Source organism: Kitasatospora sp. NPDC030952 (assembly GCF_055571335.1).
In genome coordinates this window covers 55,759-79,201 of sequence record NZ_JBVIFM010000019.1, presented here as the reverse complement: position 1 = coordinate 79,201, position 23,443 = coordinate 55,759, and the positions used below count along the sequence as shown (strand labels likewise).

Sequence of the window (23,443 nt, the reverse complement as noted above, 5' to 3'; positions counted from 1 at the left end):
TGCGCCGCTGCGACTCAGAAGCCGCCGGTCTGCTCGTCCCGGCGGCGCTGCCAGCGCTGCTCCACCCGGTCCATCATCCCGGCCTTGCGGCGCGGGGCGGCGGCCTGGCGGGGGCCCGCGCCCTGGCTCGCGGGCCCGCGGCGCCAGCCGGTGACCGCGAACACCGCACACCCGAGCATCACCAGGAAACCGACGACGCTGACCCAGATCTGGTCCGGAACGACCATGCCGCCCATCAGCAGGCCGATCCCCACCACGAAGCCGGCGACGGCCAGGTAGACCCGCCGACGGGTGTAGGTGCGCAGCCCGGTTCCCTCAAGCGCCGACGCGAATTTGGGATCTTCGGCATACAGCGCTCGCTCCATCTGGTCGAGCAGTTGCTGCTCGTGCTCCGAGAGCGGCACGGAGTCCTCCTACTCGTCGGTCGCGGGTGCGACCGGTCCGCCACCCCGGTCGGGGAGGCCAGTCCAATCAGCCTTGGGCACACGGTCGGACGCCCGTGCGGGGGACCCGGCCCGTGTCGTCCATATGCCCCACGCATCCGGCTGTCATGCTTTCCGGCTTTACCCAGATCATACGGTCCGTGGACCCGTTGCGGAGTGGTCTGCGCCGCGTGGTACGGGCCACGTGGACCGGGTGGGGCCGCACCCGGGTCAACGCCGGGCGGATCGGACTAGTGCCCGACCCGGTGGAATCGGTCCGGACCTGGGGAGCTTCCCGATCCCACCCCGGTGAGGGGAGGGCGTCCGGCGGGCGTCCGGCACGCGAACCGCCGCCGGACGGTGCGCGAACCGTACCGCGGGCGGGCGGGCGGTCCGGCGGGGGGATTAGGCCAGGGTGGCCAGCAGGTGCAGCTGGGTGGCGACGGCGTGGAAGGCGGGCTGCTCGGCGGCGGCCTCCTCCAGCTTCAGCAGCGCCTCCATCGCGCCCGGCTCGGCGTCCACCAGCACCCCGGGCACCAGGTCGGCGAAGACCCGTACGCCGTGCACCGACTCCACCCGCAGGCCCGCGCCCTCGGCCAGCCGGCCCAGCTCCTCGCCGGTGAAGCGGCGCGGCATCGGGTCCTGCTCGCCCCAGCGGCCGTCCTCGGCGGAGAGCACCGTACGGGCCTCGTTGAAGTGGCCGGCCAGCGCACGGGCCAGCACGGCGCCGTTGCGGTTGGCGGCCAGCAGGCTGACCAGGCCGCCCTTGCGCAGGGTGGCGGCCAGGCTGCCGAGCGACTCGGCCGGGTCGTCCACGACCTCCAGCACGCCGTGGCAGAGCACCGCGTCCACGGTGCCGGGGGCGACCAGCTCGGGCAGCGTCTGGGTGTCCCCCTGGACGGCCCGGACCAGGTCCGTCACCCCGGCCTCGGCGGCCCGGCGCTCCAGCGCGAACAGCGCGTCGGGGCTCGGGTCGACCACGGTGACCCGGTGGCCGAGCTTGGCCACCGGCACGGCGAAGTTGCCGGTGCCGCCACCGGTGTCGACCACGTCGAGCACCGGCTGGTCCAGCTCGGCCGCCCGCTTCTCCAGGGCGGCCCGCACCACCTCCCAGACCACGGCGGTACGCAGGGCGCTGCGGGGACGCGTCGGGTACAAGGCGGGACTCCTCGGCACGTGCAGATCGATCAGGATGCCTCCACCTTAGACCGACCGGCACATGGTGGGTGGAGCAAGGAGCGGCGTCCGGCCCGAGCCTGGCGAGGCGGAGGAGGGAGGAGCAGCGGAGCTGCGGCGACCGACGACAACGCAGTCCAGGCGACAGCCCGGGCGTCGCGACGCCGCCCACCATGTGCCGGTCGGTCTCAGGGCCTGTCCCCGGGCTCGTCGGCGTCGAGCGGCAGCCGGGGGGCGGGCGGCGCCGGGCGCAGGCCGAGCAGCCGCTGGACCAGGCGCAGGAACAGGGCGGAGTTGCGGATCAGGTCGTCGGCGTCGCGGGCCGAGGCGGCGCCCCGGATCCCCGCCTCGGCGGCGGCCCGGCGGCGGGCGCCGGCCCCGTAGTAGAGCGCCCATTCGGCCAGTTCGGGGGCCACCTCGGGCAGCACCTCCCAGGCGCTGCGGATGGCCTTGCGCCGGCGCGGGTTCTTCTCCGGCCGGCCGCGGACGGCCAGCACGGCCGCCACCGTGCGCAGCGCGGCGAGGTGGGCGGTGGCGTAGCGCTCCAGCGGGTCCTCCAGCGCGCGGGCGCGGGCCAGCGTGCGGTGGGCGTCAGCGAGCAGGTCGAGGGCGGCGGGCGGCGCGGCCGTCCGGCGCGGCACGGGGTGCACGTCCCGCCCGGCGGGGCCGGGGGCGTGCGGCAGGGCGGCGGGGTGGAGGCGGGCGGTGACGGGCTCAGGGTGGCTGATGGTCATGGTCTCCCCCGTTCCGAGGCAGCGCGCGGACCGGGTGGTCCGTGCTCCTCCATCGTGAACGGCGCCACTGACAATCGGGCCCGGGAACGGGCGTACCGGCGGCGGACGCGGTCCCCCGATCCGCGCCGCCGCCGTCTGCCGTCGCTCCGCCCACCCCCCACCGGGCGGCGGTGCGAACTCCCCCGTTCCCCCGTTTCCCCCGTTCGGAGACCGGTCTCCCCCCGGCCCGCTCCGCCGCCCCGTGTCGGCGGTGCGGGGCCCGTGACCGGCGCCCGACGCGGATCCCGAACCACCGCCCCCTGGCCCTCCCGGCCGGGGAGCGGACGGATCCGCCACCCGGGCGGCCGACGCCCGACGCGCCGTCCTCCCGGGTGCCACTACTCTCCCGTCCCGGCAGGTCGGAGGCCATCCGCTGACGTACTCAACCGGGGATCTGAGTACCCGTACTCAGTCGGCCCGGCCGGCCGGGCCCGGAACCACGGCGGTGGCCCGTGGCGTCCCGGCTCCGGGTACGGTACGGCGGGACCGGGGCGGTCCCGGCCCGGGTCGGGAGACCCGGGATGGCGAGGAGGGGGACGCGATGACGGTCCTGCCGCTGATCTTCACCAGCGGTCTGGCCAGCGGCATCAACGCGTACGCGGTGGTGCTGCTGCTCGGTCTGCTGGGCCGGTTCGCCGGGGCGGAGTCGGTGCCGCACACGCTGGAGCGCACCGATGTGCTGATCGCGGCGGCCGTGCTGTTCCTGCTGGAGGCGGTGGCCGACAAGATCCCGTACGTGGACACCGTCTGGGACGCCGTGCACACCGTGATCCGGCCGATCGCCGGCGCCGTCGTCGGGGTGCTGATCGCGAGCAACGACCCGGGCTCGCTGAGCGAGGTCGCGGCCGGGGCGATGGGCGGCACCACGGCGCTGGTCACCCACCTGGTGAAGGCCTCGCTGCGGATGGCCGTCAACACCTCGCCCGAACCGTTCAGCAACATCGTGGTCAGCCTGGTGGAGGACCTCTCGGTGGCCGGCCTGGTCACCCTGGCGATCTTCCACCCCTGGCTGGCCGCCTCGATCGCCGCCGTCCTGCTGCTGACCGGCCTGCTGCTGGTCCGGCTGGCGGTGAGCAGGATCCGCGCCTTCCGGGCCCGCCGCCGCGAACGCAGGGCCACCAGGGCCGCGGCCGGAGCGTACGCAGGTCAGCCCTAGGATCTGGTGCCATGGCACGGATCGTCATCATCGGCGCAGGAATGAGCGGGCTCGCGGCGGCCTCCCGGCTGGCGACCATCGGCCACCGGGTGACGGTCTGCGAGGCGGGCGGCACGTACGGCGGCATGGTCGGCCGGTACGAGCGCGACGGCTTCGCCTTCGACACCGGGCCCGGCCTGCTCCCGTTGCCGGCCGTCTACCGCGACCTCGCGCTGAAGACCGGCAAGGAGCCGCTGGAGCAGCTGGTGGAGCTGGCGCCGGTGGACCCGGAGAGCCGGCACCTGTTCCCCGACGGCACCGCCGTCACCCTGCCCAACGCCTCGCGCGGCGGGGTCAGCCAGGCCCTGGACGCCGCCTTCGGCGCGGGCTCCGGCGCCCGCTGGAGTGCGGTGATGAACCACGGCCGGACGGTCTGGGAGGCCACCCGCCGCCCACTGCTGGAGGAGCCGCTCCCGGCCGACCGGGCCTTCCTGGGCACCGACCCGTACCCGGCCCCGGCGCCCACCGGGCTGGCCCGGCTGCGCCGCCCCCGGCCGTGGACCCTCCGGGACGTGGCCGCGCGCGAGCTCGGCGGCCACCCCGGGCTGACCGCCCTGCTGGCCGAGGCCGCCCTCCGGTACGGCTTCGTCCCCGGCCAGGCACCGGCCGGGGCCACCGTGCTGCCGTACATGGAGCAGTCCTTCGGCGTCTGGTACGTCCGGGGCGGCCTGCGGGCCCTGGCCGAGGCCGTGTACCGGCGCTGCGAGCTGCGCGGGGTCGAGTTCCGCTTCGACACCCCGGTCACCCGGGTGGTCGTGGCGGACGGCCGGGCGTGCGGGGTGGAGACGGCGGACGGCCGGGTCGGCGCCGATCTGGTGGTCTCCGCGATGGACGCCGGCGCCCTGTACCGCCAGGGCCTCGCCGAGTGGCCGGGACTGCCGGCCGAGCGCTGGGAGCCCCAGGGAGTGCCCGGCCGGTTCAGCGTGCTGCTGGCCCTGCGCGGCCGCCGTCCGGAGGGCACCGCGCACCGGACGGTGGTGCACGCGGCGGACCCGGCCGCCGAGGAGAACGCCCTGACCCTCTCGGGGCCGCCCTGCGCGCGCCCCACCGTCCAGGTGCTCCGCCCGGACGACCCGGCACTGCGCCCCGATGACGCCCACGAGAGCGTGGTGCTGACCGCGACCGTCCCGGCCCAGGGCGAGTTCGACTGGACCGCCCCCGGCGTCGCCGACCACTACGCCGACCAGCTGCTCGCCCATGTCGACGCGGCCGGCCTGGGCCTGCGCGAGCGGCTCCGGTGGCGGGTCGTGCGCACCCCGGAGGACACCCGCCGGGAGACCGGCGCCCTCGGCGGCGCGGTCGCCCTCCCGGTCCTGGCCGGGTCCGCGGGCCGGTGGCTGAAGGCCGCCAACGAGTCCCCCGTGCCCGGGCTCTACCTGATCGGCGGCAACGCCCACCCCGGCGGCGGCCTCTCCCGCGTCGGCATGTCCGCCTGCATCGCCGCCGACCTCATCGGTCCGGCGTGAGGGCGGGGCCGGCCGGTCAGCCCTGGTGCCAGGTGTTCTGCTGCTGGTAGCCGTAGTTCTGGTCGTACGCCGGCTGCTGCGGGATGCCCTGGCCGTGCTGGTCCGGCTGGGGCTGCCACTGCTGCTGGTCGTGCTGCTGGTGCTGCTGGTGCTGCTGGGCGTTCGGGTCCCAGGCCTGCTGGTGCTGCGGCGGGTAGCCCTGGTACGGGTCCTGGGGCTGCTGGTAGCCGCCGTACGGGTCCGGCTGCTGTTGCGGGTAGCCGCCGTAGGACTGCTGGTCGTAGGCGTAGGCGGGCTGCTGCTGGGTCTGCCACTGCTGCTGGTCGTAGCCGGGCTGGTAGGCCGGGGCGTACGGGTCCTGCGGCTGCTGCTGGGCCTGCGGCTGCTCGTAGTACGAGGGGGCGTAGACGCCGTCCTGGGCCAGTTCCCGCATCTCGAAGGCAGCGGTCTGCTCGACCTCCGGGAGCTCCTCGGCGACCGGCACCGGGGCGTTGTCCCGGGCCGTGTCCGGGGACGGGGCCGGGGCCGGGGTCTCCTCGACCGCGCTGACCTCGCCGACCCGCTTCCGCTCCGCCGCCGCGACGGCCGCGACCGCCGCACCGCCGGTCAGGGCGCCGAGCAGCGGCACCTTGGCGAGCGGACCGGGCAGGCTGCCGTCGGCCTTCCGCAGGGACCAGCCGTTCTGGTAGCCGCGCTTGACCGAGAGGGTGACGAAGACCTGGCCGACCGCGAACAGGCCCGCTCCGGCGCCGATCACCAGGACCGAGCCGAGGCTCATCCCGACGGCCACGCCGAGGAACCCGGCCAGGGCCAGCGCCCGCCAGTGCACCGGCGCCCGGTTCTGCAGCAGCACCTCGGCGACCAGCCAGAGCGCCACCACCGCCAACGCGACGTACAGCAGCAGGTATCCGATGCCCATCCGCCCGCTACCTCCAGTCGCGTGCCCGCGCGCGCCGCGCGTGTGCGGCGACTGTACCGGTTCAACGGCCGGGGTACCGCATCGCGTTCCCGCCGTCGGCGGCACCGGCCGCACACGACCGGGCCCGCCACCGGGGACCGGTGACGGGCTCGTGAACAGTCGTGGTCAGCGCTGGTGCAGCCCCAGGTTCTGGTAGATCTCCAGGGTCGCCGGCGAGTGGTTGAGCGTGATGAAGTGCAGGCCGGGCGCGCCCTCGGCGAGCAGCCGCTCGGCCATCGCGGTGGCGTGCTCCATGCCGACCGCGCGCAGCGCCGCCGGGTCGTCGATGACCGCCCGCAGCCGGTCCTCCAGGTCGACCGGGAAGGCCGAGCCGCTGAGCTGGGGGAAGCGCTCCAGTTGCTTGGCGTTGGTGACCGGCATGATCTCCGGGATGATCGGCGTCTCGCAGCCCGCGGCGGTGACCCGGTCGCGGAACCGCAGGTAGTCGTCCACCTCGAAGAACATCTGGGTGATCGCGTAGTCGGCGCCGGAGCGGACCTTGGCGATGAAGTGCCGGATGTCCTCGTCCCAGTCGGTCGAGCGCGGGTGCATGTTCGGCGAGGCCGCGACGCCGACGCAGAAGTCACCGATGCCCTTGATCAGCTCCACCAGCTCGTACGCGTAGGTGACGCCGTCCGGGTGACGGACCCACTCGCCCATCGGGTCCCCTGGCGGGTCGCCCCGGACGGCGAGGACGTTGCGCACGCCCTGGTCGGCGTACTGGCCGATGATGTTGCGCAGTTCGGCGATCGAGTGGTCCACCGCGGTCAGGTGGGCGACCGGGGTGAGCGTGGTCTCGGTGGCGATCCGGCCGACGATGTTGACGGTGCGCTCGCGCGAGGAGCCGCCGGCGCCGTACGTCATGCAGACGAAGTTCGGGTCCAGCGGTTCGAGCCGCCGGATGGCGTCCCAGAGCTTCTGCTCACCGGCCTCGGTGCGCGGCGGCATGAACTCGAAGGAGAAGGAGCGCTTTCCGGCCGCCAGGAGTTCGCGGACCGTGAGCGCGCGGTCCGGTCTCGTGGAAGCGATGCCGAGTGCCATGTTGGCAGGTTATCGGGCCCCCGACGGGGCCGGACAACTCGATTCCACGATTCGGGACAAGTAGTGGACGGGCCTCCGCTTCCCTCCCGACCACCCCGCACACCCCGGCCGCACCCCGCTCGCACGGCCGTTCCCCGCCGCCCCGCTACGCTTGCTGCACCCCAGCGAACCAGCGGAGCCTCATCGTGACCTCGTCCAGCAACCGGCCGGCCAACCCCATGGACGTGGAGGACGTCCGCACCCGCGTCAACGCGGCCCTCGCCGCGTTCATGGACGGCCAGTCCGCACTGCTCGGCACGATCTCGCCGCAGCTGGTGCCCGCCGCCGACGCCCTGCGCGACTTCCTGCTGGACGGCGGCAAGCGGCTGCGCCCGGCCTTCTGCTACTGGGGCTGGCGCGCCGCGGGCGGGCCCGCCGCCGGCGAGGGGATCGCCAACGCGGCGGCCGCCCTGGAGCTGCTGCAGGCCAGCGCCCTGGTGCACGACGACCTGATGGACCGCAGCGACACCCGCCGCGGCCTGCCCTCGGTGCACCGCCGCTTCGAGGCGCTGCACCGGGAGAGCGGCTGGCGCGGCGACCGCGAGCAGTACGGCGCCTCGGCCGCGGTGCTGCTCGGCGACCTGCTGCTGATCTGGTGCGACGAACTGTTCCTGCGCTCGGGCCTGGACCCGGCCGCCGTGCTGGCCGCCAAGCCGAGGTTCGACCTGATGCGCACCGAGGTCATGCTCGGCCAGTACCTGGACGTGCTGGAGCCGGTGGCCGGCGACTCCACCGACGAGGGCGCGCTGGAGCGGGCGCGGACCGTCCTGCACTACAAGTCGGCGAAGTACACCATCGAGCGGCCGCTGCAGGTCGGCGCGCTGCTGGCCGGGGCCGGGCCGGAGCTGGTCGAGGCGCTCGGCGCGTTCGGGCTGCCGCTGGGCGAGGCCTTCCAGCTGCGGGACGACCTGCTCGGCGTCTTCGGGGATCCGGCCGTCACCGGCAAGCCCGCCGGGGACGACCTGCGCGAGGGCAAGCGCACCCTGCTGGTCGCCCACGCGATGCGCGCCCTGCCGCCGGAGGACGCCCGGCACCTGGACGCCCGACTGGGCGCGCCGGACCTGGCCGCCGAGGAGGTCGCCGAGCTGAGCGGGCTGGTCGCCCGCAGCGGCGCGCCCGAGCTGGTGGAGGCCCGGATCGAGGAGCTGATGGGGCAGTCGCTGGCCGCGCTGGCCGCGGCGCCGCTGGCCGACGAGCGGGCCCGTACAGTGCTGCTGGCGCTGGCCGAGGCCGCCACCGTCCGCAAGTACTGAGGGACGGCGGCGGCCCGGCGGTCACGCTGCCAGGCGCACCCGGCGGGCGAGCTCGGCGGCGGCCGCCCGCGGGTCCTCGGCCGCGGTGATGGCCCGGACCACGACGATCCGGCGGGCGCCGGCGGCCAGCACCTCGTCCAGGTTGCCGAGGTCGATCCCGCCGATCGCGAACCACGGCCGGTCGGTGGCCCGCTCGGCCGCGTACGAGACCAGGCCCAGGCCCGGCGCGTACCGGCCCGGCTTGGTCGGGGTCGGCCAGACCGGCCCGGTGCAGAAGTAGTCCACGCCCGGCTCGGCGACCGCCGCGTCCACCTCGGACTCGGCGTGGCAGGACCGCCCGATCAGCACGTCCTCGCCGAGGATCGCCCGGGCGGCCGGCACCGGCAGGTCGTCCTGGCCGAGGTGCAGCACGTCCGGCCGGGCCGCGTGGGCGACGTCGGCGCGGTCGTTGACGGCCAGCAGCTTGCCGTGGCGGCGGCAGGCGTCGGCGAAGACCTCCAGGGCCGCCAGCTCCTGCTTGGCCTCCAGGCCCTTGTCGCGGAGCTGGACGATGTCCACCCCGCCGGCCAGGGCCGCGTCCAGGAACTCGGCCAGGTCGCCCTGCTCGCGCCGGGCGTCGGTGCACAGGTAGAGCCGGGCGTCGGCCAGGCGGGCGCGCAGCGTGTCCGCCGCCATCAGATCAGCATCGCCTGGGCGCGGCGCTTGACCTCGGTGCCGCGGTTCTCCCGCAGCGCCTGGATCGGGCTGCCGGGCAGCGACGGGTCCTCGGTGAAGAGCCACTCCAGGATCTCCACGTCGTTGTACCCGCAGTCCCGCAGGACGGTCAGCGTGCCGGACAGGTGCTTGACCAGCCCCTGGCCGTCGATGAACGCCGCCGGGACCTGCAGCGACTTGTTCGGGCCGCGCCGGACGGCGATCAGGCCGCCGTTCTTGACCAGGTCACGCACTTCGGTGACCCGGACCCCCCACTGCTCCGAGATGTCGGGCAGGTACACCCACTCGGTGACCAGGGCTTCAATCTTGCTTTCGATCTCACTCACGCCACCAGACTGCCACCTCCGCGGCCCGCCGCGCACCAGCCGCTACCCCGCGACCGCCGACTTCAGCGGTACCGAGGGGTCCGCGGCGAGGGCGCGGTCCAGTACCGCGCCGCGCTCGATCAGCTTCCGGCCCTGGGTGAGGTCGCGCGGCCGGTCCACCGCCAGCAGCGCGCTCGGCACCCCGTCGCGCAGCCACAGCACCGTCCAGCCGGCGTCCTGCGGGCCGCCGCGCCAGAGCAGTTCGTCGCCCCCGGTGTGCCGGCCGGCGTACTGGACCATCCGCCCGAACTGCTCGGACCAGAAGTACGGCACCGGGTCGTACGGCTCCTCCGCCCCGAGCACGGCGGCGGCCGCCGCCCCGCCGGACTGCAGCGCGTGGTCCCAGTGCTGGACGGCCAGCCGGGCGCCGGAGCGGGTCGACGGGTAGCTGACGCAGTCCCCGGCCGCGTACACGCCGGGCAGGCCGGTGCGCAGCCGCCCGTCCACCACGACCGCGCCGGAGGCGTCCAGCTCGACGTCCGAGCCGGCCAGCCAGCCGGTCGCGGGTCGGGCGCCGACACCGACCACCACCTCGTCGGCGGGCAGGTGGGAGCCGTCCGCCAGCAGCACCGCCCCGGGCTCCACGGCGGCCACACCGACCCCGCAGCGCAGCTCCACCCCGGCCTCGGCGTACCAGGCGGCCATCGCCGAGCCGACCTCGGTCGGCAGGGCGCCCGGCACCGGCGCCGGACCGGCCTCGACCACGGTGACCTCGCAGCCGGCCTGCCGGGCCGCGGTGGCCACCTCGGCGCCGATCCAGCCCGCGCCGACCAGCACCAGCCGCAGCCCCGGGCGCAGCAGCGCGTGCAGCGCCAGCGCGTCGTCCAGGGTGTGCAGCAGGTGGGCGCGCTCGGCGCCGGGCAGGGCGCGCGGGACGGCGCCGGTGGCGATCACCAGCGAGTCGTACCGGAGGTCACCGCCGTCGGTGCGCAGCACGCCCGGGGTGAGGCCGGTGGCCCGGCGGCCGGTGAGCAGCTCGATGCCGAGCCCGTCGTAGTCGATGTCCAGGGTGGTGGCGTCGGCCTTGCCGAGCAGCACGTCCTTGGAGAGCGGCGGCCGGTCGTACGGCGCGTGCGGCTCCTCGCCGACCAGCAGGATCCGCCCGCGCCAGCCGCCCTCCCGCAGCTTCAGGGCGCACTGGGCCCCGGCCAGCCCGGCCCCGACGACGACAACCACCTGATCCGTTCCGCTCAGCTCTGCCACGCCCGTCACTGTACTCAGCGCCGTACGGGCGCCCGGGGCCGTCCCCACCCTTCGTACAGCCCTTCGGCCGGGCCGCCGGGCGGTCTATGGTGGACGCACCACACGGGAGCCCGGCGTACCGGGCTGAGAGGCGGGCTGGCACGGCCCGCGACCGTCCGAACCTGATCCGGGTCATACCGGCGAAGGGAGAAGAGCAGCTTTGTCACGCATGCCAGCAGGCAGCCGCGCGGACGTGCTGGTGATCGGCGGGGGCATCATCGGCCTCGCCGTGGCCTGGCGCGCCGCCCAGCGCGGGCTGCGGAACGTGGTCGTGGTCGACCCCGACCACGGCGGGGGCGCGGCCGGGGTGGCCGCCGGGATGCTCGCCCCGGTCACCGAGGTGCAGTACGGCGAGGAGCCGCTGCTGCGCCTCGGGACGGCCTCCAACCAGCGGTACGAGGGCTTCGCCGCCGAGCTCACCGAGGCCAGCGGCGGCCTCGACACCGGCTACCGGCGGTGCGGCACCATCGCGGTCGCGCTGGACTCCGACGACCGCGAGGAACTGCGCGAACTGCACGCCTTCCACCAGCGGCTGGGCCTGGACTCCAGCTGGCTGACCGGCCGGGAGGCCCGCCGGCTGGAGCCGATGCTCGCGCCCGGCGTGCGCGGCGGACTGCACGCCGCGGACGACCACCAGGTGGACCCGCGCCGGCTGCTCACCGCCCTGGTCGCCGCCGACGAGCGGGCCGGGGTCCGGCTGCACCGGGGCGAGGCCGTCGAGCTGCTGGTGGAGGGCGGCCGCGCGGTCGGCGCCCGGCTGGGCTCCGGGGAGGCCCTGCGCGCCGAGCAGGTCGTCCTCGCCGCCGGCCCGCACAGCCACCGGCTCCCCGGACTGCCCGAGGGGGTGCTGCCCGCGGTGCGCCCGGTGAAGGGGCAGATCGTCCGGCTGCACGTCCCGGACGCCTACCGGCCGTTCCTGTCCCGCAACGTCCGCGCGGTGGTGCGCGGTCAGCACCTGTACCTGGTGCCGCGGGAGAACGGCGAGCTGGTGATCGGCGCGACCACCGAGGAACAGGGCTACGACACCACGGTGACCGCCGGCGGGGTATACGAACTCCTGCGTGACGCCCATGAGTTGGTCCCGGGCATCACCGAACTCCCGCTGGTGGAGACCTCCGCCGGGCTGCGCCCCGGCTCGCCGGACAACGCCCCGCTGCTGGGTCCGACCTCGCTGCCCGGACTGGTCGCCGCCACCGGCCACTACCGCAACGGCGTACTGCTCACCCCGGTCACCGCCGACCTGCTCGCCGACTATCTGGCGACCGGCGAAGTCCCCGACCTGGCAAGGCCGTTCACGCCCACCCGGTTCTCCTCCGCATCCCCCCTGATGAAGGCCTCCGCATGACCGAGATCGCTCTGACCGTCAACGGCGAGCCCCGCGAGGTGCCCGCCACGACCACCCTCGCCGAGCTGGTGGCCACCGTCAGCGCCGCCAACACCGGTGTCGCCGCCGCCCTCAACGAGGCCGTGGTACCGCGCAGTTCGTGGTCCGGCACGACGCTGGACAGCGGCGACCGGGTCGAGATCCTCACCGCCGTCCAGGGAGGCTGAGCCATGGCCGACGACCTTCTCACCATCGCCGGGGCGACCTTCTCCTCCCGGCTGATCATGGGCACCGGCGGCGCGCCGAGCCTGGAGGTCCTGGAGCGCGCCCTGCTCGCCTCCGGCACCGAGCTGACCACCGTGGCCATGCGCCGGGTGGACGCCACCACCCAGGGCTCCGTCCTGGACGTGCTGACCCGCAACGGCATCCGGGTGCTGCCCAACACGGCCGGCTGCTTCACCGCCGGCGAGGCCGTGCTGACCGCCCGGCTGGCCCGCGAGGCGCTCGGCACCGACTGGGTGAAGCTGGAGGTGATCGCCGACGAGCGCACCCTGCTGCCCGATCCGATCGAGCTGCTGGACGCCGCCGAGACGCTCGTCGACGACGGCTTCACGGTGCTCCCGTACACCAATGACGACCCGGTGCTGGCCCGCAAGCTGGAGGACGTCGGCTGTGCGGCGATCATGCCGCTGGGCTCGCCGATCGGCTCCGGCCTGGGCATCCGCAACCCGCACAACTTCCAGCTGATCGTGGAGGGCGCCGGCGTCCCGGTGGTCCTGGACGCCGGCGCCGGGACGGCCTCCGACGTGGCACTGGCGATGGAGCTGGGCTGCTCGGCGGTGATGCTCGCCTCCGCGGTGACCCGGGCTCAGGACCCGGTGCTGATGGCCGAGGCGATGCGGCACGCCGCCGAGGCGGGCCGGCTCGCCCACCGGGCCGGCCGCATCCCGCGCCGCTTCCACGCCGAGGCCTCCTCCGCGATGGCCGGCCGGGCCGACCTGGACTCCCGGGAGCGGCCGGCCTTCTGAACCCGTCGCGCATGTCACAAGCCGGTCCCGGTGGCGGTGTCCGCCGGGACCGGTCTCCGCCCGCCCCACTAGACTCCCCCGGGTGGACATGGCATTGCACGACCCCCTGATCGGCGCCCTGCTCGACAACCGGTACCGGGTCGAGCAGCGCATCGCCACCGGCGGGATGTCCACCGTCTACAAGGGCACCGACACCCGGCTGGACCGGGTGGTCGCCCTCAAGGTGATGCACCCCCAACTGGCCGGGGACGAGGGCTTCACCGCCCGCTTCATCCGCGAGGCCAAGGCGATCGCCAAGCTCACCCACCCCAACGTGGTCAACGTCTTCGACCAGGGCGCGGACGGCGGAAACGTTTTCCTCGCCATGGAGTACGTCCCCGGCCGCACCCTGCGCGACCTGCTGCGCGACCGCGGCGCACTGTCCGTACGGGCCGCGCTGGACGTGCTGGAGCCGGTGCTCGCCGCCCTCGGCGCCGCCCACCGGGCCGGGCTGGTCCACCGGGACGTCAAGCCGGAGAACGTGCTGATCACCGAGAGCGGCCTGGTCAAGGTCGCCGACTTCGGCCTGGTCCGGGTGCTCGGCACCGCCGACGGCGCGCCCACCTCGACCAGCACCGCCACCGGGGGCACCGTCATGGGCACGGTCTCCTACCTGGCCCCCGAGCAGATCCTCCCGGACGCCCCCACCGACCAGCGGGTCGACGTCTACGCGGCCGGCATCCTGCTCTACGAGATGCTCACCGGCCGCCGCCCGCACACCGGCGACAACCCCGTCCAGGTCATGTACAAGCACCTGCACGAGGACGTCCCCGCCCCCTCGCTGACCGCCCCGACCGTCCCCCCGGCACTGGACGCCATAGTGGCCGGCGCCTGCGCCCGGGCCGCCGACGCCCGGCCGTACGACGCGGTGGAGCTGCTCGCCGCCCTCCAGCGGGTCCGCCGCACGCTCACCCCGGCCGAGCTGGACGCCGAGCCGCCGGCCTCCACCCGGACCAGCCCGCGCTACCCCACCAGCGAACCGACCTCGGTGATCCAGCCGCTCCCCCGGCCCGCCGACGCCCCGGCGCCGGAGCCCACCAGCGTGCTGGAGGTCCCGGCGGAGCTGATGGAGCAGCTACTGGTCGAGCCCCGCCCGTACGACGAGCCGACCCCGGTCCGGCCCCGCCGGCCGAGCCGGCTGCGCCGCCTCCCGCGCAAGCCGCTGATCTGGACGGCCGCGCTGACCGCCCTGGTGCTGGCGGTGGGCGGTGTCACGTACGGGATCTCCGAGGGGCTGTACGGCTCGGTGCCGGGCGTGCTCGGCAAGGACCGGTCCGAGGCGCAGCGGGTGCTGGACCGGGAGGGCATGCACGGCCGGTTCGTCGAGGTGTTCAGCGAGTCCGTCCCGGCCGGGCAGGTGATCTCCACCGACCCCGGGGTGGGGGCGCGCACCCGCAAGAGCGACGCGGTGACGGTCACCCTCTCCAAGGGCCCCAAGCGGATCGCGGTGCCGGACCTCACCGGCAAGAGCGCGGACGACGCGGCCGCCGCGCTGGCCGGCGCCCAGCTGACCAGGGGCGGCGTGACCCAGACCTACAACGACTCGGTGCCGGAGGGCTCGGTGATCAGCAGCTCGCCGGCCGCCGGGCAGATGCTGCAGGAGAACGCCGCGGTCTCGCTGGTGGTCAGCAAGGGCATGGTGCCGGTCCCGGACGTCAGCGGGATGGGCCGGGACGACGCCCAGCGGGCGCTGCAGGCGGCGGGCTTCACCATGAAGGCCTCCACCGACTGGACGCTCGGCATGGGCAAGGTGAGCAGCCAGTCCCCGGCGGCCGGCGAGCGGCGCCCGCAGAAGTCCGTGGTGACGGTCAACTTCTCGCTGTTCTAGGCGGATCCGGGGCTCAGCGGAGCGGCCCGTCGCCCGGTTCCTCCTGGTAGGAGTAGCGCTGCTCGCGCCACGGGTCGGCCAGGTTGTGGTAGCCGCGCTCCTCCCAGAAGCCGCGCCGGTCGGCCCGCATGTACTCCACCGCGCGCACCCACTTGGGGCCCTTCCAGGCGTACAGCCGGGGCACCACCAGCCGCACCGGGAAGCCGTGTTCGGCGGTCAGCGCCTCGCCGTTGCGGTGGGTGGCGAGCAGGGTGCGGGGGTCGGCGAAGTCGGCCAGCCGCAGGTTGGCGCTGTAGCCGTACTCGGCCCAGACCATGACGTGGGTGACGCCGGGCGCCGGAGGCACCAGGTCGAGCAGGAGGGCCGCGGGCACGCCCGTCCACTCGTTGCCGAGGAGGGAGAACTTGGTGACGCAGTGCAGGTCGGCGACCACGGTGGTGCGCGGCAGGGCGTCGAAGGCCGCGAGGTCCCAGCTGTGCTTCTCGGCCGAGGCGGTGGCTCCGAACACCTGGAGGTCCCAGCTCAGCGGCTTGAAGCGGGGCACCGGCCCGTAGTGCAGGGCGGGCCAGCCGCGCTGCGCGCGCTGACCCGGGGGGAGGCTCGGGTCAGACGGCGGAAGCGGTTCTCGTTCGGACTGACCCATGGCTCCATGGTGACAGACGGCGGACGGGCCCCGGCGCGCGCCCCTTGGGCTCCCGTTCACGCCCCGCCCGTACGGGCCAATGGTCGATCGCATACCCCCGGCTATCGCCCAAATCGGATATTCCGACACATGTCCTAGTGAGTGTGAACTTACTGGAATTTCCTCCCAATACGGTGCCAGGATGCCCAGCGCAGTACTCACCGCAGGACGTGACGCAGGGAGGCAGCACCATGCAGGGCGACCCGGAGGTCATCGAGTTCCTCAATGAGCAACTCACGGCCGAACTCACCGCGATCAACCAGTACTTCCTGCACGCCAAGATGCAGGAGAACTTCGGCTGGACGAAGCTCGCCAAGTACACCCGGCACGAGTCGTTCGACGAGATGAAGCACGCCGAGACGCTCACCGACCGGATCCTGTTCCTGGACGGGCTGCCCAACTACCAGCGGCTGTTCCACGTCCGGATCGGCCAGACGGTCAAGGAGATGTTCGAGGCCGACCGGCAGGTCGAGGTCGAGGCGATCGACCGGCTCAAGCGCGGGATCGTGGTGATGCGGGCCAAGAACGACGTCACCTCGGCGAACATCTTCGAGTCCATCCTGGCCGACGAGGAGCACCACATCGACTACCTCGACACCCAGCTGGAACTCCTGGAGAAGCTCGGCGAGGCCCTCTACCTCGCCCAGCTGATCGAGCAGCCGGAGTCCTGAGGCCCGGCGCCCAGGCTCAGGCCACCCGCAGCGGGACCACCGGGGCGATCGGCGCCACCGGCGCCGGCTTCGGCGCGGCCGGCCCGAGCTCGTCCTGGACCTCCGGGTCGGCGAGTCCGAGCTTGGCGGCCAGCCGGGCGGTCGGGCAGGGCCGGGCGCCGTGCTCGCCGAGCAGCGCCTGGATCCGGCGGACGCAGGAGCCGCAGTCCGTACCGGCCTTGCAGCCCTTGGCTATCTGCCGCGGACTGTTGGCGCCCCCGTCGATCGCCTTCTTCACCTGGTCCTCGGTGACCGCATGGCACATGCACACGTACATCGCGGTCTCTCCCGGGGTGAAGCGCAGGTGAAGCGCGGAGTGGATCTTGACTAAGGCTTGCCTTAGTTCACTAAGCCTCACCTTACCCGGCGATCCGGGCACGAAAAAGCCCCTCCGGCTTCGGGAGTCCCGAATCCGGAGGGGCCTTCGTCACAGTCACTCGCCCACTCGCCTCCGGGCCGCTCCGACCCTGTGCCGACGTTCCTCGCTCCGGCGCTCCTTCGTCGCTGGTCGCTCGTCGCTTTCGGCACCGGCGCGGCCCTTCGGCTCGGGGCGGTGGTCAGGGCCGGCGGATCACTGGCCGCGGTACATCTCCGCCACCAGGAACGCCAGGTCCAGCGACTGGCTGCGGTTGAGCCGCGGGTCGCAGGCCGTCTCGTAGCGCTGGTGCAGGTCGTCGACTAGCACCTCGTCGCCGCCGCCGACGCACTCGGTGACGTCGTCGCCGGTCAGCTCCACGTGGATGCCGCCCGGGTGGGTGCCGAGCGCCCGGTGCACCTCGAAGAAGCCCTTGACCTCGTCCAGGACGTCGTCGAAGCGGCGGGTCTTGTGGCCGCTGGAGGCCTCGAAGGTGTTGCCGTGCATCGGGTCGCAGATCCACACCGGCTTGGCGCCGGAGGCGGTGACCTTCTCCACCAGGGTGGGCAGGTGGTCGCGGACCTTGCCCGCGCCCATCCGGGTGATGAAGGTCAGCCGGCCGGGCTCGCGCTCCGGGTCCAGCTTCTCGATCAGGGTGAGCGCCTCGTCCACCGAGGTGGTCGGGCCGAGCTTGACCCCGATCGGGTTGCGGATCCTGGAGGCGAACTCGATGTGCGCGTGGTCCAGCTGGCGGGTGCGCTCACCGATCCACACCATGTGGCCGGAGACGTCGTACAGCTCGCCGGTGCGCGAGTCCACGCGGGTCAGCGCGGTCTCGTAGTCGAGGACCAGCGCCTCGTGCGAGGAGAAGAACTCGACGGTCTTGAACTCCTCCGGGGCCACCCCGCAGGCGTTCATGAAGGCCAGGGCGTTGTCGATCTCCCGGGCGAGCTGCTCGTAGCGCTGACCGGCCGGCGAGTTGCGCACGAAGTCCTGGTTCCAGGCGTGCACCTGGCGCAGGTCGGCGTAACCACCGGTGGTGAAGGCGCGCACCAGGTTCAGCGTCGCGGCGGACGCGTTGTACATCCGCTTCAGGCGCTCCGGGTCCGGGATCCGGGACTCGGGGGTGAACTCGAAGCCGTTCACCGAGTCGCCGCGGTAGACCGGCAGGGTCACGCCGTCCCGGGTCTCGGTCGACTTCGAGCGCGGCTTGGAGTACTGGCCGGCGATGCGGCCGACCTTCACGACCGGCACCGAGGCCGCGTACGTGAGCACGGCGGCCATCTGCAGCAGGGTCTTCAGCTTGTTGCGGATGTGCTCCGCGGACACGCCGTCGAAGGCCTCGGCGCAGTCGCCGCCCTGGAGGAGGAACGCCTCCCCCCGCGCCACGGCGCCGAGCCGGGCGCGCAGCTGGTCGCACTCACCGGCGAAGACGAGCGGCGGATACGAGGCGAGCTCGGCAAGGGTCTTGCGCAGAGCCTCTTGGTCCGGCCATTCAGGCTGCTGCGCCGCGGGCAGGGACTGCCAGGAGTGGCCAGTCCTCGTGGTCTCAGTCGTTGCGGTCACACGGCAAGGCTACGGGGTGGCGCGAGCGATTCGTGACCATTGCCCGAGGGATGAGACACGTCTCGGACATCGCACGTGAGCGGCCTCACCCGCACGGCCCCATCCGATAGGCTCGACCCCATGCACGCGCCCCACACCCACTCCTGGTGGTGGGCCTCCCCCCTGGGTGGCCCACAGATCGCGCGTTCCTAGACGAACACGACGGCCGCCCCTCGGGGCGGCCGTCGTGCGTCCGAGCAGACGGCCCTCCGGGAGCGGAACCAGCACCGCCTCGCCATCCACCCCGGAAGGAAGCCGTACTCGTGACCACCCCCGCCTCCAGTGAGCTGCTCGCCCGCCTCACCGCCCCCGGCGCCCCCGCCTTCGCCCTGCTGCACCGCCGCACCCCCCGGCACGCCCCGGACACCGTCGAGGTGCTGCTCGGCACCGTCGACAGCTACCAGCACCTCGCCGACCTCCCGGTCCGGGCCGGCATCCCGGCCGCCGGGCCGGTCCACGACCTGCTCGCGCTGGTCCCGTACCGGCAGATCCGCGAGCGCGGCTTCGAGGCGCACGACGACGGCACCCCGCTGCAGGCCCTCGCGGTGACCGAGCAGTACGCGCTGCCGCTGGCCGAACTCACCGCCGCCCTGCCCCAGTTGCCGGTCACCCTGTCCGGCGGTGCGTTCGACGTGGACGACGAGGCGTACGCGGCGATCGTCCGCCGGGTGATCGACGACGAGATCGGCAACGGCGAGGGCGCCAACTTCGTGATCCGGCGCGACTTCCACGCCACGCTCGAGGACTGCTCCCCCGCGCTCGCCCTCACCCTGTTCCGCCGACTGCTGGAGCAGGAGCGCGGCGCGTACTGGACCTTCCTGGTGCACACCGGGGAGAGGGTGCTGGTCGGCGCCTCCCCCGAGGTGCACGTCCGGCAGAGCGGCGGCACCGTCGTGATGAACCCGATCTCCGGCACCTACCGCTACCCGGCCGGCGGCTCCGACCTCGACTCGCTGCTCCAGTTCCTCCACGACCCCAAGGAGCTGGAGGAGCTGACCATGGTGGTCGACGAGGAGCTGAAGATGATGTGCACCGTCGGCGACCTCGGCGGCCAGGTGCTCGGCCCCCGGCTCAAGGAGATGTCCCACCTCGCCCACACCGAGTACGAGCTGCGCGGACGCACCTCGATGGACGTCCGCGAGGTGCTGCGCGAGACGATGTTCGCCGCCACCGTCACCGGCAGCCCGGTGCAGAACGCCACCCGGGTGATCCGCCGCTACGAGCCCGGCGGGCGCGGCTACTACTCCGGCGCGCTCGCCCTGATCGGGCGCTCCGCGAGCGGCGGGCAGCTGCTGGACTCGCCGATCTGCATCCGCACCGCCGACATCGACCCGGCCACCGGGCGACTGGTCGTCCGGGTCGGCGCCACCCTGGTGCGCCACTCCGTCCCGGAGTCCGAGGTCGCCGAGACCCACGCCAAGGCCGCCGGGGTGCTCACCGCGATCGGCGCCCGGCCCGCGCCCGCCCGGCTGCCCCACCCCGGCGGGCCCCGGCTCGCCGACGACCACCGGGTGCAGGCCGCGCTGGACGCCCGCCGGGCCGACCTCGCCCCGTTCTGGCTGCGGATGCAGGCGCCGTCCCCGGTCACCGAGCCCGAGCCGACCCTGGTCGTGGACGGCGAGGACACCTTCACCTCGATGCTCTCCCACCTGCTGACCTCGCTCGGCCACCAGGTCACCGTGGTCCGCTTCGACGAGCCCGGCCTGCGCCGACTGGTCGCCGCCCACCGCGGCCCGCTGGTGCTCGGCCCCGGCCCCGGCGACCCGGCGCTCGCCGACGACCCCAAGATGGCGGTGCTGCGCCCGGTCGTCGCGGACGCGCTGGCCGCCGTCCGCTCCGGCGCCCGGACGGCCCCGCTGCTCGCCGTCTGCCTCAGCCATCAGCTGCTCGCCGCCGAACTCGGGCTCGCCCTGGGCCGCAAGGCCGTCCCGTACCAGGGCGCCCAGGAGAGCATCGACCTGTTCGGCCGCAAGCGCACGGTCGGCTTCTACAACACCTTCACCGCCCGCTGCTCGGACGCCGACGCGGCCCGGCTCGCCGCCGCGGGCGTCGAGGTCGCCCGGGACGCCGCCACCGGCGACGTCCACGCACTGCGCGGCCCCGGCTTCGCGGGCCTGCAGTTCCACCCCGAGTCGGTGCTCACCCGGGACGGCGTGGACATCGTCGCGGCCCTGCTGCGGGAGGCGACGGCCGTCCGGGGCTGAGCGGTCGAGCCGGTCCCGGGCGCTGCCGCCCGGGACCGGCTCACAGCTCCTCGTCCAGCCCCTGCTCGATCGCGTACCGGACCAGCTCCACCCGGTTGTGCAACTGCAGCTTGCCCAGGGTGTTCTGCACGTGGTTCTGCACCGTCCGGTGCGACAGCACCAGCCGATCGGCGATCTGTCGGTACGACAGGCCCTTGGCCACCAGCCGCAGCACCTCGGTCTCCCGAGTGGTCAGCTGCGGGACGGCCGGCGCCGACGCCGGGGCCGGCTCGGCGGCCAGCCGGCGGAACTCGCCGAGCACCAGCCCGGCCAGGCCCGGGGTGAACACCGCGTCACCCACGGCCGTACGGCGCACCGCGTCCAGCAGCTCCTCCCGCCCGGCCGACTTCACCAGGTATCCGGTCGCGCCGGACTTCACCGCCTCCAGCACGTCCTGGTGCTCGCCGCTGGCCGACAGCACCAGCACCCGCACCGCCGGGTCGGCCGCGACCACCTGGCGGCACACCTCGGCGCCGGACAGGCCGGGCAGGTTGAGGTCCAGCACGACCACCTGCGGGGTGCAGGCCCGGGCGCGGCGCACCGCCTCCTCGCCGTCGCCCGCCGTGGCCACCACGTCCAGGCCCGCCTCGGCCAGGTCGCGGGAGACGGCGTCCCGCCACATCGGGTGGTCGTCCACCACCATCACCCGCACCGGCCGGTCGGTCTCCGACTGATCGGTCATCGGCTGGTCGGTCATCGGCTGGTCGGTCATCAGGCGGCCTTCCTCGGAACGCGCAGTTCGACCTCGACGCCCTCCCCGGGCGCCGAGTACAGCTCGGCCGTGCCGCCGAGGTCCAGCACCCGGCCGCGGATCGACTGGGAGACGCCCAGCCGCCCGGCCCGCTCCGCCTCGCCGAGCCGGCCCGGGGCGAAGCCCGGACCGTCGTCGCGGATGCTGACCGTGACGGCCTCCGGCTCGTCCTCCACCAGGATCCAGGCCCGGGCCGACTCCCCGGCGTGTCGGCGGACGTTGTCCACGGCCGCACCGACCGCCGCGGCCAGTTCGCGCGCCGCCGGACCGGGCAGCGGCACCGGGGTACCGGGGGCGGAGAGCGTGATCCGCTCGCCGGCGTACGGGCGCAGCAGGGTGGTGAGGTCCTGCGGCCCGGCGGGGTCGGGATCCTCGGCGCGGTCCGCCTCCGGCAGCCGCTGGGCCGGCAGCGGACCGCCGGTCATCAGCGCCCGCAGCGCCCGCTCCTGCTCACCGGCCAGCCTGCCCAGCTCGGCGAAGTCTGTACCGTTCCCGCTGCCGCCGCCCAGCTCCGCGCCCCGGCGCTGGACCAGCGCCAGCACCTGGAGCACGCCGTCGTGGATGTCCCGGGAGAGCCGCTCGCGCTCCCGGGTGGCGGCCTCGACCTGCAGCGCCCGGGTCAGGGTGGCCTCGCTCGCGCGGGCCAGCTCGATCACATACCCGATCGCGCAGCCGGCCACCAGCAGCAGCACGATGTTGTGCACGTTGTCGCCGGTCGGGCCGCCGTGGCCGAGGATGTTGGCGACCCCGATCACCGCGCCGGACGCCGCCGCCGGGCGCCAGCCGCCCTTGGCGGCGAAACCGAGCACCGTGCCGGCGGCCCAGATGGTCGGCAGGGTCGGCGCGCCGTGGCTGATCCGGGCCGGGGCGTCGGTCATCCCGCTCATCACGATGCCGGTCACGGCCAGCGACAGGTCGAAGCCGAGGACGTACCAGGTGCAGCGCTGCGGGTTGGAGAAGGCCCGGGTGCTGGCGAGCGTCCAGAGGATCAGCGCGCCGAAGTAGATCCAGCCCGCGACCGGGTGCAGGAAGTGCAGGTACGAGTTGAAGTACCGGAGCAGGGCGTAGCAGAGCGCCAGCATCCGGAAGTAGGAGATGGCCTTCCACAGCGGGAGCTCGACGGACATGCCGCCGGCCGCCACCGCGCCGCCCACCGCCGGGCCGGCCGTTCTCGCGCCCTCCGCCATGCCTCGGCCCCTCCCCTGGACCCGACCGGGTCGGTCAGGCCGACCCGGTGTCCTTCTGCTCCTGCTGGTCCTGCTTGTCCTGCTTGTCCTGCGATGCGGCCTGGTCGGCCTTCTCGGCCTCGGCCGCCTTCTCCGCCTCGGCCGCCTTCTCGGCCTCGGCCTTCTCCGCCTTGGCGGCGGCCCGGCGCTCGGCGTCGGCCTTCTTCTTCTCGTCGGCGATCTGCCGCTTGGCGGCGGTCGCGTAGATGTCCACGTACTCCTGGCCGGAGAGCCGCATGATCTCGTACATCACCTCGTCCGTCACCGAACGGAGGATGAAGCGGTCGTTCTCCATGCCGTGGTAGCGGGAGAAGTCCAGCGGGCGGCCGATCCGGATGCCGGGGCGGATGCCGAAGTTCGGGACCACCTGGCCGGGCGGCTGCACCTTCTCGGTGTCGATCATGGCCACCGGGATGACCGGGGCGCCGGTGGCCAGCGCGACCCGCGCCAGGCCGCCGACCTTGCCGCGGTACAGCTTGCCGTCGGGCGAGCGGGTGCCCTCCGGGTAGACACCGAACAGCTCGCCGCGGTCCAGCACCGCGATGGCGCTGCGGATCGCGGCCTCGCCGGCGCCGCGCACGCCCGAGCGGTCCACCGGCAGCTGGCCGACGCCCTTGAAGAAGGCGGCGGTCAACCGGCCCTTGAGACCGGGGGTGTTGAAGTACTCGGCCTTCGCGATGAAGGTCACCCGGCGCTTGATCAGCGCGGGGAAGAAGAACGAGTCCGAGAAGGAAAGGTGGTTGCTCGCGATGATCGCCGCACCTTCGGTGGGGATGTTCTCCTCACCCTCGATCCACGGCCGGAAGAAGATCCGAAGCAGTGGCGCGACGATCATCTTCATCAGTCGGTAGAACAACCCGGGCCTCCTGTTATGCGGACCGGTCGATCCTAATGCCCCGCGACCGTCGGCTGTGCCCGGCCCCGCCGTAGGGGGTGTACGGCCCGGCGCGGGGCGTGGGACGATGCGGATTCCCGCAGCTCCCCTCCCAGCGTCCCTCCCCCAGCGCC

At 74.0% G+C, this 23,443-nt stretch carries 23 protein-coding genes and 1 riboswitch; of the genes, 9 read left to right on the top strand and 14 right to left on the bottom strand.

Annotation, left to right across the window (positions count from 1 at the left end; all coding sequences use genetic code 11):
• Positions 1-14: 14 nt before the first annotated feature.
• The 3 genes from ACZ47G_RS28560 to ACZ47G_RS28550 form a co-directional block, all read right to left on the bottom strand.
• The gene (locus ACZ47G_RS28560; protein WP_465747442.1) at positions 15-404 is read right to left on the bottom strand and encodes a DUF3040 domain-containing protein; all 390 of its coding nucleotides are present in this window, start codon (positions 402-404) and stop codon (positions 15-17) included.
• A 423-nt stretch (positions 405-827) separates the two neighbouring features.
• Positions 828-1,580 (bottom strand): methyltransferase domain-containing protein, encoded by a 753-nt coding sequence (locus tag ACZ47G_RS28555; RefSeq protein ID WP_465747440.1) that lies wholly within the window; start codon positions 1,578-1,580, stop codon positions 828-830.
• Positions 1,581-1,786: 206 nt separating this feature from the next.
• Positions 1,787-2,332, bottom strand: coding sequence for an SAV_6107 family HEPN domain-containing protein (locus ACZ47G_RS28550; RefSeq protein ID WP_465747438.1), 546 nt, complete (start codon positions 2,330-2,332; stop codon positions 1,787-1,789).
• 580 nt (positions 2,333-2,912) lie between these two features.
• Between ACZ47G_RS28550 and ACZ47G_RS28545 the strand changes: the two genes are divergently transcribed.
• Both ACZ47G_RS28545 and ACZ47G_RS28540 read left to right on the top strand, forming a co-directional pair.
• Positions 2,913-3,527, top strand: a complete 615-nt coding sequence (locus ACZ47G_RS28545) for a DUF4126 domain-containing protein (RefSeq protein WP_465747436.1) — start codon at positions 2,913-2,915, stop codon at positions 3,525-3,527.
• An 11-nt stretch (positions 3,528-3,538) separates the two neighbouring features.
• Positions 3,539-5,032 (top strand): phytoene desaturase family protein, encoded by a 1,494-nt coding sequence (locus tag ACZ47G_RS28540; RefSeq protein ID WP_465747434.1) that lies wholly within the window; start codon positions 3,539-3,541, stop codon positions 5,030-5,032.
• Positions 5,033-5,048: 16 nt separating this feature from the next.
• Here ACZ47G_RS28540 and ACZ47G_RS28535 read toward each other — a convergent pair whose 3' ends face one another.
• Positions 5,049-5,951: a hypothetical protein gene (locus tag ACZ47G_RS28535; RefSeq protein WP_465747432.1), complete on the bottom strand. Its 903-nt coding sequence runs from the start codon at positions 5,949-5,951 to the stop codon at positions 5,049-5,051.
• 165 nt (positions 5,952-6,116) lie between these two features.
• Positions 6,117-7,031 (bottom strand): methylenetetrahydrofolate reductase [NAD(P)H], encoded by a 915-nt coding sequence (metF, locus tag ACZ47G_RS28530; protein ID WP_465747430.1) that lies wholly within the window; start codon positions 7,029-7,031, stop codon positions 6,117-6,119.
• Positions 7,032-7,216: 185 nt separating this feature from the next.
• Here metF and ACZ47G_RS28525 point away from each other — a divergent pair, with 185 nt between their 5' ends.
• Complete coding sequence (locus ACZ47G_RS28525; protein WP_465747428.1) at positions 7,217-8,323, top strand: polyprenyl synthetase family protein; 1,107 nt, start codon at positions 7,217-7,219, stop codon at positions 8,321-8,323.
• A gap of 21 nt (positions 8,324-8,344) precedes the next feature.
• Here the strand turns inward: ACZ47G_RS28525 and thiE are convergent, their stop codons facing one another.
• Genes thiE through ACZ47G_RS28510 form a run of 3 tightly spaced genes read right to left on the bottom strand, consistent with a single transcriptional unit; the run spans position 8,345 to position 10,605 of the window.
• The gene (gene thiE, locus ACZ47G_RS28520; protein WP_465747426.1) at positions 8,345-8,998 is read right to left on the bottom strand and encodes a thiamine phosphate synthase; all 654 of its coding nucleotides are present in this window, start codon (positions 8,996-8,998) and stop codon (positions 8,345-8,347) included.
• Positions 8,998-9,363, bottom strand: coding sequence for an Rv2175c family DNA-binding protein (locus tag ACZ47G_RS28515; protein ID WP_375893249.1), 366 nt, complete (start codon positions 9,361-9,363; stop codon positions 8,998-9,000). The genes thiE and ACZ47G_RS28515 overlap by 1 nt, the downstream gene beginning before the upstream one ends.
• A 42-nt stretch (positions 9,364-9,405) precedes the next feature.
• Complete coding sequence (locus tag ACZ47G_RS28510) at positions 9,406-10,605, bottom strand: NAD(P)/FAD-dependent oxidoreductase (RefSeq protein WP_465747423.1); 1,200 nt, start codon at positions 10,603-10,605, stop codon at positions 9,406-9,408.
• 92 nt (positions 10,606-10,697) lie between these two features.
• Positions 10,698-10,810, top strand: a riboswitch (TPP riboswitch).
• Positions 10,811-10,813: 3 nt separating this feature from the next.
• On the opposite strand from ACZ47G_RS28510, the gene thiO reads away from it, so the two are divergent.
• From thiO to pknB, 4 genes are all read left to right on the top strand, one after another.
• Entirely contained in the window at positions 10,814-11,989 is a 1,176-nt protein-coding gene (thiO, locus tag ACZ47G_RS28505; protein ID WP_465747421.1) for a glycine oxidase ThiO, read from the top strand.
• On the top strand, positions 11,986-12,195 hold the full coding sequence (thiS, locus tag ACZ47G_RS28500; protein WP_465747419.1) for a sulfur carrier protein ThiS: 210 nt from the start codon (positions 11,986-11,988) through the stop codon (positions 12,193-12,195). Before thiO ends, thiS begins: the two co-directional genes overlap by 4 nt.
• Before the next feature lie 3 nt (positions 12,196-12,198).
• Positions 12,199-12,996, top strand: a complete 798-nt coding sequence (locus tag ACZ47G_RS28495) for a thiazole synthase (RefSeq protein WP_465747417.1) — start codon at positions 12,199-12,201, stop codon at positions 12,994-12,996.
• Positions 12,997-13,084: 88 nt separating this feature from the next.
• Positions 13,085-14,863, top strand: coding sequence for a Stk1 family PASTA domain-containing Ser/Thr kinase (pknB, locus tag ACZ47G_RS28490; RefSeq protein WP_465747599.1), 1,779 nt, complete (start codon positions 13,085-13,087; stop codon positions 14,861-14,863).
• Between the two features lie 13 nt (positions 14,864-14,876).
• Here the strand turns inward: pknB and ACZ47G_RS28485 are convergent, their stop codons facing one another.
• A complete protein-coding gene (locus ACZ47G_RS28485) occupies positions 14,877-15,506 on the bottom strand; it encodes a molybdopterin-dependent oxidoreductase (protein ID WP_465747415.1) in 630 nt (209 codons plus the stop codon).
• A 230-nt stretch (positions 15,507-15,736) separates the two neighbouring features.
• Here ACZ47G_RS28485 and bfr point away from each other — a divergent pair, with 230 nt between their 5' ends.
• Positions 15,737-16,216 carry a bacterioferritin gene (bfr, locus tag ACZ47G_RS28480; RefSeq protein ID WP_380458838.1) on the top strand — a complete coding sequence of 160 codons (480 nt, stop codon included), beginning with the start codon at positions 15,737-15,739 and terminating at the stop codon, positions 16,214-16,216.
• 16 nt (positions 16,217-16,232) lie between these two features.
• On the opposite strand, the gene ACZ47G_RS28475 is transcribed toward bfr, so the two are convergent.
• Both ACZ47G_RS28475 and ACZ47G_RS28470 read right to left on the bottom strand, forming a co-directional pair.
• Positions 16,233-16,532, bottom strand: a complete 300-nt coding sequence (locus tag ACZ47G_RS28475) for a (2Fe-2S)-binding protein (RefSeq protein WP_465747413.1) — start codon at positions 16,530-16,532, stop codon at positions 16,233-16,235.
• Between the two features lie 294 nt (positions 16,533-16,826).
• Positions 16,827-18,176: a class II 3-deoxy-7-phosphoheptulonate synthase gene (locus tag ACZ47G_RS28470; protein WP_465747410.1), complete on the bottom strand. Its 1,350-nt coding sequence runs from the start codon at positions 18,174-18,176 to the stop codon at positions 16,827-16,829.
• Positions 18,177-18,478: 302 nt separating this feature from the next.
• On the opposite strand from ACZ47G_RS28470, the gene ACZ47G_RS28465 reads away from it, so the two are divergent.
• Positions 18,479-20,419 carry an anthranilate synthase family protein gene (locus ACZ47G_RS28465; RefSeq protein WP_465747409.1) on the top strand — a complete coding sequence of 647 codons (1,941 nt, stop codon included), beginning with the start codon at positions 18,479-18,481 and terminating at the stop codon, positions 20,417-20,419.
• Positions 20,420-20,459: 40 nt separating this feature from the next.
• Here the strand turns inward: ACZ47G_RS28465 and ACZ47G_RS28460 are convergent, their stop codons facing one another.
• The 3 genes from ACZ47G_RS28460 to ACZ47G_RS28450 are packed head-to-tail and all read right to left on the bottom strand — an operon-like array spanning position 20,460 to position 23,291.
• Positions 20,460-21,170 carry a response regulator gene (locus ACZ47G_RS28460; RefSeq protein ID WP_465747407.1) on the bottom strand — a complete coding sequence of 237 codons (711 nt, stop codon included), beginning with the start codon at positions 21,168-21,170 and terminating at the stop codon, positions 20,460-20,462.
• Entirely contained in the window at positions 21,170-22,396 is a 1,227-nt protein-coding gene (gene macS / locus ACZ47G_RS28455) for a MacS family sensor histidine kinase (protein WP_465747405.1), read from the bottom strand. The genes ACZ47G_RS28460 and macS overlap by 1 nt, the downstream gene beginning before the upstream one ends.
• A 34-nt stretch (positions 22,397-22,430) precedes the next feature.
• A complete protein-coding gene (locus ACZ47G_RS28450; RefSeq protein WP_465747403.1) occupies positions 22,431-23,291 on the bottom strand; it encodes a lysophospholipid acyltransferase family protein in 861 nt (286 codons plus the stop codon).
• Positions 23,292-23,443: the final 152 nt, after the last annotated feature.

Bases quoted from the DNA above. Each gene is read 5' to 3' on its own strand.
- ACZ47G_RS28550 (WP_465747438.1), bottom strand. From the start codon at position 2,332: ATGACCATCAGCCACCCTGAGCCCGTCACCGCCCGCCTCCACCCCGCC.
- ACZ47G_RS28545 (WP_465747436.1), top strand. From the start codon at position 2,913: ATGACGGTCCTGCCGCTGATCTTCACCAGCGGTCTGGCCAGCGGCATC.
- ACZ47G_RS28540 (WP_465747434.1), top strand. From the start codon at position 3,539: ATGGCACGGATCGTCATCATCGGCGCAGGAATGAGCGGGCTCGCGGCG.
- ACZ47G_RS28535 (WP_465747432.1), bottom strand. From the start codon at position 5,951: ATGGGCATCGGATACCTGCTGCTGTACGTCGCGTTGGCGGTGGTGGCG.
- metF (WP_465747430.1), bottom strand. From the start codon at position 7,031: ATGGCACTCGGCATCGCTTCCACGAGACCGGACCGCGCGCTCACGGTC.
- thiE (WP_465747426.1), bottom strand. From the start codon at position 8,998: ATGGCGGCGGACACGCTGCGCGCCCGCCTGGCCGACGCCCGGCTCTAC.
- thiO (WP_465747421.1), top strand. From the start codon at position 10,814: ATGCCAGCAGGCAGCCGCGCGGACGTGCTGGTGATCGGCGGGGGCATC.
- thiS (WP_465747419.1), top strand. From the start codon at position 11,986: ATGACCGAGATCGCTCTGACCGTCAACGGCGAGCCCCGCGAGGTGCCC.
- ACZ47G_RS28495 (WP_465747417.1), top strand. From the start codon at position 12,199: ATGGCCGACGACCTTCTCACCATCGCCGGGGCGACCTTCTCCTCCCGG.
- pknB (WP_465747599.1), top strand. From the start codon at position 13,085: ATGGCATTGCACGACCCCCTGATCGGCGCCCTGCTCGACAACCGGTAC.
- ACZ47G_RS28485 (WP_465747415.1), bottom strand. From the start codon at position 15,506: ATGGGTCAGTCCGAACGAGAACCGCTTCCGCCGTCTGACCCGAGCCTC.
- bfr (WP_380458838.1), top strand. From the start codon at position 15,737: ATGCAGGGCGACCCGGAGGTCATCGAGTTCCTCAATGAGCAACTCACG.
- ACZ47G_RS28475 (WP_465747413.1), bottom strand. From the start codon at position 16,532: ATGTACGTGTGCATGTGCCATGCGGTCACCGAGGACCAGGTGAAGAAG.
- ACZ47G_RS28460 (WP_465747407.1), bottom strand. From the start codon at position 21,170: ATGACCGACCAGCCGATGACCGACCAGCCGATGACCGATCAGTCGGAG.
- macS (WP_465747405.1), bottom strand. From the start codon at position 22,396: ATGGCGGAGGGCGCGAGAACGGCCGGCCCGGCGGTGGGCGGCGCGGTG.